14 protein-coding genes are annotated in these 13,624 nt (G+C 68.6%); 3 read left to right on the forward strand and 11 right to left on the reverse strand.

The window, feature by feature from the left end:
• Positions 1 to 12: 12 nt before the first annotated feature.
• The 3 genes from ispG to dxr are packed head-to-tail and all read right to left on the reverse strand — an operon-like array spanning position 13 to position 3,597.
• Positions 13 to 1,167, reverse strand: a complete 1,155-nt coding sequence (gene ispG / locus ACQR3U_RS01455) for a flavodoxin-dependent (E)-4-hydroxy-3-methylbut-2-enyl-diphosphate synthase (protein WP_024100645.1) — start codon at positions 1,165 to 1,167, stop codon at positions 13 to 15.
• A 45-nt stretch (positions 1,168 to 1,212) separates the two neighbouring features.
• Positions 1,213 to 2,430, reverse strand: coding sequence for a M50 family metallopeptidase (locus ACQR3U_RS01460; protein WP_024100644.1), 1,218 nt, complete (start codon positions 2,428 to 2,430; stop codon positions 1,213 to 1,215).
• A gap of 15 nt (positions 2,431 to 2,445) precedes the next feature.
• Positions 2,446 to 3,597: a 1-deoxy-D-xylulose-5-phosphate reductoisomerase gene (dxr, locus tag ACQR3U_RS01465; RefSeq protein WP_230809525.1), complete on the reverse strand. Its 1,152-nt coding sequence runs from the start codon at positions 3,595 to 3,597 to the stop codon at positions 2,446 to 2,448.
• Between the two features lie 151 nt (positions 3,598 to 3,748).
• On the opposite strand from dxr, the gene ACQR3U_RS01470 reads away from it, so the two are divergent.
• The gene (locus tag ACQR3U_RS01470) at positions 3,749 to 3,997 is read left to right on the forward strand and encodes a DUF2631 domain-containing protein (protein ID WP_024100642.1); all 249 of its coding nucleotides are present in this window, start codon (positions 3,749 to 3,751) and stop codon (positions 3,995 to 3,997) included.
• Between the two features lie 66 nt (positions 3,998 to 4,063).
• Here the strand turns inward: ACQR3U_RS01470 and rlmN are convergent, their stop codons facing one another.
• On the reverse strand, positions 4,064 to 5,173 hold the full coding sequence (gene rlmN, locus ACQR3U_RS01475) for a 23S rRNA (adenine(2503)-C(2))-methyltransferase RlmN (protein ID WP_064061626.1): 1,110 nt from the start codon (positions 5,171 to 5,173) through the stop codon (positions 4,064 to 4,066).
• A gap of 136 nt (positions 5,174 to 5,309) precedes the next feature.
• On the opposite strand from rlmN, the gene ACQR3U_RS01480 reads away from it, so the two are divergent.
• A complete protein-coding gene (locus tag ACQR3U_RS01480; protein WP_039586971.1) occupies positions 5,310 to 6,143 on the forward strand; it encodes an HpcH/HpaI aldolase/citrate lyase family protein in 834 nt (277 codons plus the stop codon).
• 12 nt (positions 6,144 to 6,155) lie between these two features.
• Here ACQR3U_RS01480 and ACQR3U_RS01485 read toward each other — a convergent pair whose 3' ends face one another.
• From ACQR3U_RS01485 to rpsB, 6 genes are all read right to left on the reverse strand, one after another.
• The gene (locus ACQR3U_RS01485) at positions 6,156 to 6,899 is read right to left on the reverse strand and encodes a class I SAM-dependent methyltransferase (RefSeq protein ID WP_200359967.1); all 744 of its coding nucleotides are present in this window, start codon (positions 6,897 to 6,899) and stop codon (positions 6,156 to 6,158) included.
• A gap of 7 nt (positions 6,900 to 6,906) precedes the next feature.
• On the reverse strand, positions 6,907 to 7,845 hold the full coding sequence (locus tag ACQR3U_RS01490; protein ID WP_006550978.1) for a phosphatidate cytidylyltransferase: 939 nt from the start codon (positions 7,843 to 7,845) through the stop codon (positions 6,907 to 6,909).
• Between the two features lie 2 nt (positions 7,846 to 7,847).
• Positions 7,848 to 8,405: a ribosome recycling factor gene (gene frr / locus ACQR3U_RS01495; RefSeq protein WP_006550977.1), complete on the reverse strand. Its 558-nt coding sequence runs from the start codon at positions 8,403 to 8,405 to the stop codon at positions 7,848 to 7,850.
• A 28-nt stretch (positions 8,406 to 8,433) separates the two neighbouring features.
• The gene (gene pyrH / locus ACQR3U_RS01500; protein WP_230809526.1) at positions 8,434 to 9,162 is read right to left on the reverse strand and encodes a UMP kinase; all 729 of its coding nucleotides are present in this window, start codon (positions 9,160 to 9,162) and stop codon (positions 8,434 to 8,436) included.
• 197 nt (positions 9,163 to 9,359) lie between these two features.
• Positions 9,360 to 10,184, reverse strand: a complete 825-nt coding sequence (gene tsf / locus ACQR3U_RS01505) for a translation elongation factor Ts (protein WP_006550975.1) — start codon at positions 10,182 to 10,184, stop codon at positions 9,360 to 9,362.
• Between the two features lie 130 nt (positions 10,185 to 10,314).
• Positions 10,315 to 11,157 carry a 30S ribosomal protein S2 gene (gene rpsB, locus ACQR3U_RS01510; protein ID WP_024100637.1) on the reverse strand — a complete coding sequence of 281 codons (843 nt, stop codon included), beginning with the start codon at positions 11,155 to 11,157 and terminating at the stop codon, positions 10,315 to 10,317.
• Positions 11,158 to 11,465: 308 nt separating this feature from the next.
• Between rpsB and ACQR3U_RS01515 the strand changes: the two genes are divergently transcribed.
• Complete coding sequence (locus tag ACQR3U_RS01515) at positions 11,466 to 11,969, forward strand: M23 family metallopeptidase (RefSeq protein WP_006550973.1); 504 nt, start codon at positions 11,466 to 11,468, stop codon at positions 11,967 to 11,969.
• A gap of 122 nt (positions 11,970 to 12,091) precedes the next feature.
• Here the strand turns inward: ACQR3U_RS01515 and ACQR3U_RS01520 are convergent, their stop codons facing one another.
• Complete coding sequence (locus ACQR3U_RS01520) at positions 12,092 to 13,612, reverse strand: MinD/ParA family ATP-binding protein (protein WP_230809527.1); 1,521 nt, start codon at positions 13,610 to 13,612, stop codon at positions 12,092 to 12,094.
• Between the last annotated feature and the right edge of the window lie 12 nt (positions 13,613 to 13,624).

The following is a 13,624-nucleotide window of genomic DNA, read 5'->3' on the forward strand; positions in this document are numbered from 1 at the left end:
GCCCCACCCGTATCAGCCGACCGACACCACGGGGCCGCCGCCCGAGTCGTTGCCGTCCATCTCGTCGGCGATGCGCATCGCTTCCTCGATGAGGGTCTCGACGATCTGCGCCTCGGGCACGGTCTTGATGACCTTGCCCTTGACGAAGATCTGGCCCTTTCCGTTTCCGGAGGCCACACCGAGGTCCGCCTCACGAGCCTCACCGGGTCCGTTGACGACGCAACCCATCACCGCGACCCGCAGCGGCACCTCCATGCCCTCGAGTCCGGCGGTGACCTCGTTGGCGAGGGAGTAGACGTCCACCTGGGCACGCCCGCAGGACGGGCACGAGACGATCTCGAGTTTGCGGGGACGCAGGTTCAGCGACTGCAGGATCTGCGTACCGACCTTGATCTCCTCGGCGGGCGGCGCCGACAGGGACACGCGGATGGTGTCGCCGATGCCCTCGCTCAGCAGCGCACCGAAGGCGACGGCCGACTTGATGGTGCCCTGGAAGGCGGGGCCGGCCTCGGTCACACCGAGGTGCAGCGGGTAGTCGCACTGCGCGGCGAGCTGCCGGTAGGCCTCGACCATCACGACGGGGTCGTTGTGCTTGACGGAGATCTTGATGTCGCCGAAGCCGTGTTCCTCGAACAGGCTCGCCTCCCACAACGCCGACTCGACGAGCGCTTCCGGGGTGGCCTTGCCGTACTTGGCGAGGAGCCGGGGGTCGAGGGAGCCGGCGTTGACGCCGATCCGGATGGGGATCCCGGCGTCTCCGGCCGCCTTGGCGACCTCCTTGACGCGACCGTCGAACTCCTTGATGTTGCCGGGATTGACGCGCACGGCCGCGCAACCGGCGTCGATCGCGGCGAAGATGTACCGCGGCTGGAAGTGGATGTCGGCGATCACCGGGATCTTGCTCTTCTTCGCGATGATCGGGAGTGCGTCGGCGTCCTCCTGACGCGGGCACGCGACACGCACGATGTCGCAGCCGGACGCCGTGAGCTCCGCGATCTGCTGGAGGGTGGCGTTCACGTCGTGCGTCTTCGTGGTGGTCATCGACTGCACGGACACCGGATGATCGCTGCCGACGCCGACATTTCCGACCATGAGCTGGCGGGTCTTGCGTCGGGGTGCGAGGACCGCAGGAATTTCGGGCATGCCCAATCCGACGGGGCTGGTCACAGTTCGCCTTCTTTCGTCGCTACTCGGCAAGTCTACCGGCGCAGATCAGAACAGCTTGATGGGGTTGACGATGTCTGCTGTAAGGGTGAGCACCATGTAGGCGCCACCGATGACCACCGCCACATAGGTCAGCGGCAGCAGTTTCATGTAGTCCACGGGAGGGCCGACCGGCAGTCCGCGCAGGCCGCGCAGCCAGTTGCGGGCCTTCTCGTAGATCGCGACGGCCATGTGCCCACCGTCGAGCGGCAGCAGCGGGAGGAGGTTGAACGCACCGAGGAAGAAGTTCAGCTGAGCGAGCAACAACACGAACGACTCCCAGATGCCGCGCTCGGCGAACTGGCCGCCGATGACACTGGCGCCCACGACACTGACCGGGGTGTCGACCGCGCGCTCTCCCCCGGTGACGGCCGTCCACAGGTCGGCGACCTTACTCGGCAGGCTCACGAGGGCCTCGGCCGTGCGGACCGCCAGGTAACCGGTGAAGTCGAAGGTCGCGGGGATCGCCGAGAGCGGCGTGTACTCGATGATGCCCGGCTCTCCCCCGACCCCGATCGCACCGACGGTGCGGGAGACGGGTTCGGCGTCGAGCGACTCGCTCTCGTAGACCCAGCGCTGGACCTGCTGGACCGTGACGGGCACGGTGAGGGTCTCGTCACCACGCTCGACGGTGAACGGTACGGTGCCCGACAGGGGCTGCGTGGCCCGGACGAGGTCGCCGAAGGTCTCGACGGACTGCCCGTCCACGGCGACGATCACGTCGCCCGGTTCGATGCCGGCCTGCTCGGCCGGGCCGGGACCCGAGCAGTCGGCCGGGGTGTAGTCGGGCGGCCCGTCCTGGGTCGGCGCGGCACAGCCGACGGTGCCGACCACCGCGCGGTTGTCGGTGTTGGGCAGTCCCGCGCTGGCAGCGAGGCCGTAGATGAGCACGATGCCGAGCAGGAAGTTCATCGCGATGCCACCCGACATCACGACGAGACGCTTCCACGTCTTCTGCTTGTACATCGCGCGCTCGACCTCGTCGGGCGCGAGTTCGTCCAGGGCCGTCATGCCGGCGATGTCGCAGAACCCGCCGGCCGGAACCGCTTTGAGACCGTATTCGGTCTCCCCGCGGCGGAAGGCGAACACACGGGGACCGAACCCGATGTAATAGCGCCGGACCTTCATGCCCAGCTTCTGCGCCGTCCACATGTGGCCGGCCTCGTGCAGGGCGATGGAGACGGCGATGCCGAGGGCGAACACCACCACGCCCAGTACGAACATCATGAGTGGCCGATCCTCCTATACGAGTGTGCGCGCCCGGTCGCGGGCCCAGCCGTCGGCGGCGAGCACGTCGTCCACGGTACTGGGTTCGGCGGACCACTCGTGTGCGTCGTTCAGCACGGCCTCGACGGTCTGCACGATCCGCGGAAACGACAGCGTCCCCGCGAGGAAGGCCTCGGCGGCGACCTCGTTGGCCGCGTTGTAGACGGCGGTGAGGCATCCGCCGCCCACGCCCGCTTGGCGCGCGAGCCGCACGGCGGGGAAGACGTCGTCGTCGAGGGGTTCGAACTCCCAGGTGGACGCAGTCGAGAAGTCGAGTGCCGGGGCGGCGTGCGGGACGCGGTGCGGCCAGCCGAGGGCCAGCGCGATCGGCAGCTTCATCGACGGCGGCGATGCCTGGGCAAGGGTCGATCCGTCGACGAAGGTGACCATCGAGTGCACGATCGACTGCGGGTGCACCGTCACGTCGATCCGGTCGTAGTCCACACCGAAGAGCAGGTGGGTCTCGATGAGTTCGAGTCCCTTGTTGACGAGGGTCGCCGAGTTGAGGGTGTTCATCGGCCCCATCGACCAGGTGGGGTGGGCGCCGGCCTGTTCGGGCGTCACCGATTCGAGGCGATCGGCGGTCCAGCCGCGGAACGGACCGCCCGAGGCGGTGAGCACGAGACGCGCCACCTCGCCGCCGGTGCCGCCGCGCAGGCACTGCGCGAGCGCGGAGTGCTCCGAGTCGACGGGCACGATCTGGCTCGGCGCCGCCGCCTTCGTCACGAGCGAGCCGCCCGCGACCAGCGATTCCTTGTTCGCCAACGCGAGTCGTGCACCGGTGTCGAGCGCCGCGAGGGTTGGTTCGAGACCGAGGGAACCGACCAGGGCATTGAGCACGACGTCCGCGCCGACCTCACGCACGAGTTCGGTGACGGCGGTCGGGCCGCTCCGGACCGGCAGGTCGAGACGTGCGGCAGCGTCAGGGTCGGCCACGGCGACCTCGCGGACGCCGGTCGCGCGGATCTGTTCGGCGAGTAGGTCCGTCTTGCCTCCGCCCGCGGCGAGACCGACGACTTCGAAGTCGTCGGGATTGGCGGCGATCACGTCGAGTGCCTGGGTACCGATGGAACCGGTACTGCCCAGCAGGAGCACCCGGGTGCGGGAAGAAGATCGAGTCTCGGCCACGCGAGCATTGTTCCCCACGCACCTGAACGGTTCCTGAACCGCCCGGCTTCCACCCGTCGGAACGCACCGCACGCATGCCCCGCTTCGTACGACGCGGGGTCGTATGTCACGATAAGCAGCAACAGCAGCATCTGGTGAGCAGGAGGAAACCGTGGCCGGTACCGAGTTGCAGTCCACTCGTGGTGATGTGGCGGCGGAAGTGCCGTCCGCCGAGTGGGGTTGGAGCGGGGAAGCCCCCAGGTTCTTCCGCGTCATGGCCCTGATCGTGGCGGTGTTCCTGCTGCTGATGCTGATCGGCAACCACGAAGGCCACGTGGAGAGCCTGTACCTGATCGGCTCGGCGGCCCTGCTCGTGTTCATCGTCGCGCGCGACGCGGTGCGCCGGCGCCGTCTGCGCTAGTTCCACGAACGTTCGGGGCCCGTCCGGAATTCTCCGGACGGGCCCTGTCGTGTCTTCGGTGCCGCCTCAGCCTTCGGCGGCGAGCTGCCCGCAGGCTGCCGCGATCTCCTGGCCACGCGTGTCGCGCACGGTGCACGACACGCCCTGGGCCTGCACGCGCCGCACGAACTCACGTTCGACGTCCTTCGGACTGGCGTCCCACTCACTACCCGGGGTGGGGTTGAGCGGGATGAGGTTCACGTGCACGAGCGACCCGAGAGCCTTGTGGAGCTTCTTGCCGAGCATGTCGGCGCGCCACGGCTGGTCGTTGACGTCGCGGATGAGGGCGTACTCGATCGAGACGCGCCGGCCGGTCTTGTCGGCGTAGTATCGCGCCGCCTCGAGAACCTCGGCGACCGACCACCTGTTGTTGACGGGGACGAGGGTGTCGCGCAGTTCGTCGTCCGGGGTGTGCAGCGACACCGCGAGGGTGACGCTCAGACCTTCGTCGGCGAGGCGCCGGATGGCCGGTGCGAGTCCCACGGTGGAGACGGTGACCGAACGCTGCGACAGACCGAGGCCTTCGGGAGCGGGTGAGGTGATGCGCCGCACCGCCGCGACCACGCGCTTGTAGTTCGCGAGCGGCTCCCCCATGCCCATGAACACGACGTTCGACAGCCGTCCCGGTCCGCCGGCGACGTCACCGTCGCGCAGGGCAGCGGCAGCCGCGCGCACCTGGTCGACGATCTCGGCCGTCGACAGGTTCCGGTCGAGGCCGCCCTGGCCTGTCGCGCAGAACGGGCATGCCATGCCGCATCCGGCCTGGCTGGAGATGCACAGCGTGGCGCGGTCGGGATAGCGCATGAGGACGCTCTCGAGAAGGGTGCCGTCGTGGGCGCGCCACAGGGTCTTGCGAGTCTCGCCTCCGTCGCACGCGATGTGCTTGACCGCGCTGAGCAGAGGCGGGAACAGCGACTCCCCCACCTTGTCGCGGACGGCGGCGGGAAGATCGGTCATCTTCGCCGGATCCGCCTCGAGCCGTCCGTAGTACTGGCGGGCGAGCTGGTCGGCACGAAAGGCCGGAAGCCCCAGTTCGCGCACCGCATCACGACGCTGATCTGCGTCGAGGTCGGCAAGATGGCGCGGCGGCAGACCACGCTTGGGCGCATCGAAGACCAGGGGCAGAGAAGAAGCCATAATCACCCATTGTCCCATGATCCGGGACGGATGGGTCGCGGTGTCGCTGTGATACTCGCCCCCATTCCTGTGCCGGTGTCACCGCTCGGTCTCCCTCACGCCGAGTCACCCGGGCGCGGAGGGGGAATACGGGAGCATGGACATCATGACCGGTCTCGTCGCTCCCGAAGTCGCACGCTCGTGGTTGCTCGTTCCGGGCCGCTCCCCCGATCTCTTCGACGCCGCCGCCGACTCGCCCGCCGATGCGGTGGTGCTCGACCTCGAGGATGCCGTACCCGCCGCGGCCAAACCCGCCGCTCGCGACGGCATCGTGGCGTGGCTGCGCGAGGGTGGGAAGGCCTGGGTGCGGGTCAACGACGCCACCACGTCGTTCTGGGCCGACGATCTCGCCGCGCTCGCCGGCCTATCGGGCCTGCAGGGCGTCATGCTCGCGAAGGCGGAGAGCGGTCACCAGGTCGAGGCCACCGCCGACCTGCTGCCGGAGGGCACGCGCATCCTCGTGTTGATCGAGTCGGCGATGGGTCTCGAGGCGGCTCCCGAGATCGCCCGCGCGGAGGGCACCTTCCGCCTGGTCTTCGGCAGCGGCGACTTCCGGCGCGACACCGGCATGAGCGACAGCCCGATGGCGATGGCATACGCGAGATCCCGGTTGGTCATCACAAGCCGCGCCGCGCGCCTGCCGGGACCCATCGACGGACCCACACTCAGCGACGACCCCGAGGTCCTCGAACGTGAGGCCGAGCTGACGCGCTCGATGGGGATGACCGGCAAGTTGTGCATGACCGGCGAACGCGCGTCGTACGCGAACGTGGCTCTGAGCCCGAACAGCACGGACGTGGACTGGGCGGAAGGCATCATCGACAAGCTCGGTGAGGACGGGCGCAACGTCCGCGACGGCAGCGACCTCCCGAACCTCGCGAAGGCGAAGAAGATCACCGAGCTGGCGCGGATGTTCGGTATCGGCCGGTAGCGCTGACCGGTCTCAGCTCAGTTCCAGGCCGATGGGTCTGCGGCGCACGTGCAGCCGGTAGCGGACGGTGAGCGTCGTGCCGGGTGTCTCCCGGATCGCCCGGGTCGCGACGCGGGGTGCGAACTCGATGCCGAGCACCCGCTCGAGGGTCGCGCGGTCCGGGAACTCCCACAGCGTGTCGATGCGGCGCAGATCGAATCCCTGCGCCTCGAAGAACGCCTCGACCGCGGCCGGGTCGTAGTGCGGGAGGTCGTCGCGCATCCAGTCGCCGTAGGGATGGGCGGTGGCGTCGAGGTCGACGACGGCGAGCGCCCCGCCGGGACGCAGCACCCGCATGGCCTCGAGGATTCCGGCGCCGCACCCGGGGCCGAAGAAGTAGGCGGTGCGGGCGTGGACGAGATCGACCGAGGCGTCAGGCAGCGGCATGTCCGCGGCGGAGCCTTCCGTCACGGTGACCGACGGAAGACCTTTCACGCGGGTGCGGGCCGCGGCGACCAGCGGCGGGTGCGGCTCAATTCCGGTCACCGTGCGTGCGTCGGACGCGAACATCGGAAGGTGGAAACCCGAACCGCACCCGACGTCGACGACGTGGCGGCCGATCCAGTCCGCGGCCTCCCGCAGCGCCGCGTACACGGCGCCGCGGGGGTCCTGCGCGCGGTTCTCCTCCTCGTACACCTCGGGCCAGTGCCAGATGTTGGGGCTGGCGATCACACCACTTCCCGACTTCGGCGCACGAAGCTTCGACGGACGCACCATCGGCCGACTACACGAAGGCCGTGAGGATCAGCCAGGTGACGAAGGCCGACGGCAGGATCGAGTCGAGCCGGTCCATGATGCCGCCGTGACCGGGCAGCAAGGTGCCCATGTCCTTGATACCGAGGTCGCGTTTGACCTGCGACTCGATCAGATCTCCGGCCGTCGCCGTGAACACGAGCACCGCACCGAGGATCACACCGACCCACCACGGGCCGTCGAGCAGAAGCATGACCGTGAGGACGCCGACGGCGACGCACGCCACGAGCGACCCGCCGAATCCCTCCCAGGACTTCTTCGGGCTGATCGCCGGCACCATCGGGTGCTTACCGAAGAGCACGCCCGCTGCGTAGCCACCGATGTCCGACGCCACGCACACGAGCATCAGGCAGAACACGCGCTGCGCGCCCTGATCCTCGAGGACCATGAGGGTCGCGAACGACGCCAGCAGCGGCAACCAGGCGGCGACGAAGACCGCGACAGCGGTATCGCGCAGGTAGTTGCGTGGCTGCGCGACGAGACCGTGGTCGAACAGGCGCCACAGCATCGTCACGACGACCGTGCCCGCGAACGCGCCCAGCACACCCGTTGTGCCGTACGGCCACCCGAGCCAGATCATCGCCTGACCACCGGCCAGCAGCGGCAGTCTGGGGACGAGCACGTCGGCTTCACGCAGACGCTTGGTGACCTCCCAGGTCGCGATGCCGATGGCGATCGCGACAACGGCGAGCCACGCCTTCGGGGCGAACAGCAGGATCCCGATGACGAGCGCACCCAGACCCCCGCCGACCGCGAAGGCGGCCGGCAGGTCGCGTCCCGCCCGTGAGGGTTTCTTCACCGGCTCCGACGCAGGGTCGGGGGCCGGTGCCGGGTCTGCAGGGGTGGCACCGGAGTCGGCTCCGGCACCGAGTGGAAGCTGCGGGTCGGAGGACCCGTCGGCTCGACCCACTGTCAGACCTCCATCAGTTCGGCTTCCTTGTGCTTGATCAACTCGTCGATCTGACCGACGTACTTGGCGGTCGTCTTGTCGAGTTCCTTCTCGGCGCGGTTCACATCGTCCTCGCCGGCCTCGCCCTCCTTCTGGATGCGGCCGAGTTCCTCCATCGCCTTGCGGCGGACGTTGCGCACGGCGACCTTGGCGTCCTCGCCCTTGGCCTTTGCCTGCTTGACGAGTTCGCGGCGACGCTCCTCGGTGAGCTGCGGGACCGAGATGCGGATGATGTTGCCGTCGTTGGTGGGATTGACACCGAGATCGGAGTTGCGGATCGCGGTCTCGATCGCGTTCAGCTGCGAGGCCTCGTACGGCTTGACGATGACCATGCGCGCCTCGGGAACATTGATGCTGGCGATCTGCGTGATCGGCGTGGGAGCCCCGTAGTAGTCGACGACGATGCGGTTGAACATGCCCGGGTTCGCGCGACCGGTCCGGATGCCACCCAGATCGTCCCGGGCCACCGTGACGGCCTTCTCCATCTTCTCTTCTGCTTCGAAGAGGGCTTCATCGATCACGGCAGTTCCTCCATGTTCCGTTGTCCGTTCATGACCGTACGAGTGTTCCGATCTTCTCACCGGCGATGGCTCGGGCGATATTGCCCTTGGTCAGCAGATTGAAGACCATGATCGGCATGGCGTTGTCCATGCACAGGCTGAAGGCGGTCGCGTCGGCGACCTTGAGGCCCTGTTCGATGACCTCGCGATGGGTGATCTCCTCGAACAGCACCGCATCCGGGTTCGTGCGGGGATCGTCGGAATAGACACCGTCCACGGCCTTCGCCATGAGGACGACCTCGGCGCCGATCTCGAGTGCGCGCTGAGCGGCGGTGGTGTCGGTGGAGAAGTACGGCATGCCCATGCCGGCACCGAAGATGACCACACGCCCCTTCTCGAGGTGGCGGCGCGCACGCAGCGGCAGGTAGGGCTCGGCGACCTGCCCCATCGTGATGGCGGTCTGGACGCGGGTGTCGATGCCTTCCTTTTCCAGGAAGTCCTGCAGCGCAAGGGAGTTCATGACCGTGCCGAGCATGCCCATGTAGTCGGATCGCGCGCGTTCGAGACCGCGCTGCTGGAGTTCGGCGCCGCGGAAGAAGTTGCCGCCACCGATCACGACCGCGACCTCGGCGCCACCGCGCACGACCTCCGCGATCTGCTGGGCCACCGTCGTCACCACGTCCGGGTCGAGTCCGACCTTGCCGCCGCCGAACATCTCGCCGCCGAGCTTGAGCAGTACCCGGCCGAATCCGGGCCGATCGTGGGCGTGGTCGGACATGACTCTCCTCTGGTTGCGCATGAATCGGCCCTTATCATCCTGCCTCATCCGCTCGCGGGAACCGAGATCGGGCGGATAGACACGCCACACCTGTCACCGCGCAGCACGCGCGGGCGCCTCCGGGCCCCGAGGCGGCGTGGCCCGACACACCTCGACCCCGCCGGTAGCAGCACCGACGGGGTCGTGGAGTGGAAGAACTAGCTGGCGCCGACCTCGAAACGCACGAAGCGGACGACGTTCGCGCCGGCCTCGTCGAGGATCGCCTTGACGGTCTTCTTCGAGTCCGTCACGGACGCCTGCTCGAGCAGGACGACATCCTTGAAGTAGCCGTTGACGCGGCCTTCGACGATCTTCGGCAGAGCCTGCTCCGGCTTGCCCTCGGCCTTGGCGGTCTCCTCGGCGATACGACGCTCGTTGGCGACGATGTCCTCGGGAACCTCGTCACGGGTGACGTACTTGGCCTTCAGAGCGGCGATCTGCATGGCGGCAGCGCGAGCGGCCTCTGCAGCAGCGTCGCCCTCACCGGTGTACTCGACGAGCACGCCGACGGACGGCGGCAGGTCGGAAGCACGCTTGTGCAGGTAGACGGCGGTCTGACCGTCGAAAGCGGCAACGCGACGCAGCTCGAGCTTCTCGCCGATCTTCGCGGACAGCTCCTGGACGAGGGCGTCGACGGTCTTGCCGTCGGCCTCGACGGCCTTGAGCGCCTCGACGTCGTTCGCGCGGGCCTGTGCGGCAGCGGTGACGACCTTGTCGGCGAGAGCCTGGAACTCGTCGTTCTTGGCGACGAAGTCGGTCTCGGAGTTCAGCTCGACGAGAACGCCGTCCTTGGCGACGACGAGGCCTTCGGCGGTGGAGCGCTCGGCGCGCTTGCCCACGTCCTTGGCACCCTTGATGCGCAGCTGCTCGACGGCCTTGTCGAAGTCGCCGTCGTTGTCGGCGAGAGCGTTCTTGCAGTCCAGCATTCCGGAGCCGGTGAGCTCACGGAGACGCTTGACGTCGGCGGCGGTGTAGTTCGCCATGGAAGCGAGCCTCCTGTGTCTGTGGTGGAAAAGTCTCTGGGGGCGGCCCTGTCGCGCGGATGAGCTCGGGCCGCGATGCGACGGCCCCGACCAGGATCTCTCGATCGGAAGGTCGGGGCCGGGCAACGAATCAGGCCTCGGGGGCCGCGTCTGCTGCGGGGGCTACGTCCGCTGCGGGCGCCTCGGCGTCGGCGGCGGGGGTGGCCTGCGCGAGCAGCTCCTGCTCCCACTCGGCGAGAGGCTCGGCACCGGCCTCGGGCTTGGCCTCCGCGTCGCTGCTCTTGCCGGCGCGCGCCTGCAGGCCCTCGGCGACGGCGGAAGCGACGACCTTGGTCAGCAACGCCGCGGAACGGATCGCGTCGTCGTTGCCCGGGATCGGGTAGTCGACGAGGTCCGGATCGCAGTTGGTGTCGAGGATGGCGATGACCGGGATGTTCAGCTTGCGGGCCTCACCGACGGCGATGTGCTCCTTGTTGGTGTCGACGACCCAGATCGCCGACGGAACCTTCGCCATGTCGCGGATGCCGCCGAGGGTGCGCTCCAGCTTGTTCTTCTCACGCGTGAGCATGAGGATTTCCTTCTTGGTGCGTCCCTCGAAGCCGCCGGTCTGCTCCATCGACTCGAGCTCCTTCAGGCGCTGCAGGCGCTTGTGAACGGTCGAGAAGTTGGTGAGCATGCCGCCGAGCCAGCGCTGGTTCACGTAGGGCATGCCCACGCGGGTGGCCTCTTCGGCGATGGATTCCTGAGCCTGCTTCTTGGTGCCGACGAACAGCACGGTTCCACCGTGAGCGACGGTCTCCTTGACGAACTCGTACGCCTTGTCGATGTACGTCAGGGTCTGCTGCAGGTCGATGATGTAGATGCCGTTGCGGTCGGTGAAGATGAACCGCTTCATCTTCGGGTTCCAGCGACGGGTCTGGTGTCCGAAGTGGGCGCCGCTGTCGAGCAGCTGCCGCATAGTCACAACAGGCATGCCTGTTTCTCTCTTTCGTGTCGGTTTCCGCGGTGGATCTTCCGATCCCCGCCCTGGCGCCCACATGCCCGTCGAACCCTTGCGGGACCGGCCGACGGCCATTTCCGATGCGGCCCGGAGAAACGGGTCGGCATCGATGCGCGGACGCGCGAAGTCGATCTGCGTATACAGACCGCCCGACAAGTGTACGCGGAGCAGGCGCGGATCCCTAACCGGGAGTCACCGGACCTGTGGACGGATCCGGAGTTGTCCACAGATCGCGTCGCCCCCCTGGTGCGCAGCGACTCCGATTCACGAGGCTGGCGGGCATGCTCCTCACCGCTCCCCTCCGGTCGCTCGCCGTCGTGATCGCCGCGGTCGTCGTGCTCACCGCTGCGCCGGGACCCGGATCGGCCGACGCCGGACGGTTCGTGTGGCCGCTCGATCCCCGTCCGGTCGTGAGCCGGCAGTTCGACCCGCCCGAGCAGAACTGGCTCCCCGGTCACCGCGGTGTCGACCTCGACGCACACGTGGGGCAGACCGTCGTGGCCGCCGGTGACGGCGTCGTCGCGTTCGCCGGTGTCGTGGCCGGGAAGCCTGTGGTCTCCGTCGATCACGAGGGCGGGCTGCGCACCACCTACGAGCCGGTGGAGGCGGCGGTCGCCGCGGGTCGCCGGGTGACGAGGGGCGATCCCATCGGCACCGTCGTCGCCGGTCACGATGGCTGCGCCTCCCCCGCATGCCTGCACTGGGGACTCCGACGCGGCCGCGACGACTATCTCGACCCGCTGCCCCTCGTCGAGCGCCCGGTGATCCGCCTGCTGCCGGTATGAGACGTCCCGGGGCCCGTGCGCCCCGCCTGGCGCACGGCGTGTCGACCCGACTAGCGCCCCGCGTGTCGACCCGACTAGCGCCTCGCGTGTCGACCCGACTAGCGCCCCGCGTGTCGACCCGACTAGCGCCCCGCGTGTCGACCCGACAGTGCAGGGAAGTCGTCGGCGACCATCGCGGCGAGTTCGACGAACGCCGTGCGTGTCGCGGGGCGGAGGCGTTCGAGATCGATCTCGGCTCCCTCGGCGAGATGCTCGTCGAAGGGCAGCACCTTCACCGCCCGGCACCGCGCGAGGAAATGCGCGGTCAGCGCGTCCATGTCGATGCTCGCCGCACCCGGGCGCGGCGAGCTGATCACCACGACCGTGCGTTCGACCAGGTCGGAGTAGCCGTGCGCCTGCAGCCAGTCGAGGGTCGCCGCCGCACTGCGGGCCGCGTCGACCGCAGGTGAGGCGACGAGGACGAGGGTGTTCGCCAGGTCCAGCACGCCCCGCATAACCGATTGCATGATCCCGGTCCCGCAGTCGGTGAGGATCACGTTGTAGTAGACCTGCAGAATGCCGACGACGCGGCGGTAGTCCTCCTCGCTGAACGCTTGGGAGGCAGCGGGATCGCGTTCGCTCGCGAGCACTTCGAGCCGGCTCGGCGCCTGGGAGGTGTGGGCACGCACGTCCGAGTACCGGCGGATGTTCGACGCGTTCGCGAGCAGGTCCCGCACCGTCGAGGTGGTCTGCTGCGGAATTCTCTGCCCGAGGGTGCCGAAGTCCGGATTCGCGTCGACGGCGATGACGCAGTCGCCGCGCAGCGACGCGAACGTCGACCCGAGCCCGACGGTCGTGGTGGTCTTTCCCACCCCACCCTTCAGCGACAGCACCGCGATCCGGTAGTCGCCCGGGATCGGCTGGCGGATCCGGGCGACGAGCTCCTCGCGGCGCTCACTGCCTCCTCCGTCGAGCCTGCCGCCGGTCAGCCGGTCGACCCGCTCCCGCCACCGCCGCGTGGAACGTCGTGACCTGCGGACGAGCACTCCCGACGCGAGGTCGACATTCGACGGCTGATGGTCGAACCGCTGGGCCTCGTGTTGCAGGTCGTCGACCGGAGCGTCCGTTCGCGCCGGTAGCGGGCCCGAGACCTCGGGTTCGACCGGTCCAAGAGCGACCTCCGTAGTTTCCGGGCCCGACACCTCAGGTGCAGGTGCAGGTGCAGGTGCCACAGTGTCGGGCTGCGTCTCCATGGCTTCGGGTGCCGCTTCCGAGAAGACGGGCTCAGGCTCGGGTTCGGTCACGGCTTCCGGAACCACCGCATCGGTCGCTGCCGAGACCGCCGCCTCGGGCTCCGACGATGGGAGCACCGGATTCTCGGGTCGCGCCGGTTTGTGCGCGACGAGCGGTTCGGACGCCTCCGGCTCCGGGTCGTCTGCGCTGATCCGGGGCCGCAACGCCATGCCGAGAGGCACGGAGGCCGTCATCTCGATCGGAGCGGAGGCAGTGGGCGGAATCGCACCGTCGCCAGGCGAAGTGGAGGAGCCGAGCGCCTCGGCGACTCTGGCCGCGCGGCGGAGGCCGCGGCGCGCGTGGTCGGTTCCGGATTCCGGTGGGTCCTGCAGCCAGGCGGGCACGGCAGGACCCGGTTCGTTGCGTCTCATCTGTTCCCCCGA

It is taken from the genome of Rhodococcus sp. IEGM1339 (genome assembly GCF_050321925.1).
GTDB lineage: Bacteria > Actinomycetota > Actinomycetes > Mycobacteriales > Mycobacteriaceae > Rhodococcus > Rhodococcus pyridinivorans.

Coding starts and splice junctions, on each gene's coding strand:
- ACQR3U_RS01520 (WP_230809527.1), bottom strand. CDS start 13,612: ATGAGACGCAACGAACCGGGTCCTGCCGTGCCCGCCTGGCTGCAGGAC.
- rpsB (WP_024100637.1), bottom strand. CDS start 11,157: ATGCCTGTTGTGACTATGCGGCAGCTGCTCGACAGCGGCGCCCACTTC.
- ACQR3U_RS01515 (WP_006550973.1), top strand. CDS start 11,466: ATGCTCCTCACCGCTCCCCTCCGGTCGCTCGCCGTCGTGATCGCCGCG.
- ACQR3U_RS01485 (WP_200359967.1), bottom strand. CDS start 6,899: ATGGTGCGTCCGTCGAAGCTTCGTGCGCCGAAGTCGGGAAGTGGTGTG.
- pyrH (WP_230809526.1), bottom strand. CDS start 9,162: ATGTCCGACCACGCCCACGATCGGCCCGGATTCGGCCGGGTACTGCTC.
- ACQR3U_RS01480 (WP_039586971.1), top strand. CDS start 5,310: ATGGACATCATGACCGGTCTCGTCGCTCCCGAAGTCGCACGCTCGTGG.
- tsf (WP_006550975.1), bottom strand. CDS start 10,184: ATGGCGAACTACACCGCCGCCGACGTCAAGCGTCTCCGTGAGCTCACC.
- ACQR3U_RS01460 (WP_024100644.1), bottom strand. CDS start 2,430: ATGATGTTCGTACTGGGCGTGGTGGTGTTCGCCCTCGGCATCGCCGTC.
- rlmN (WP_064061626.1), bottom strand. CDS start 5,173: ATGGCTTCTTCTCTGCCCCTGGTCTTCGATGCGCCCAAGCGTGGTCTG.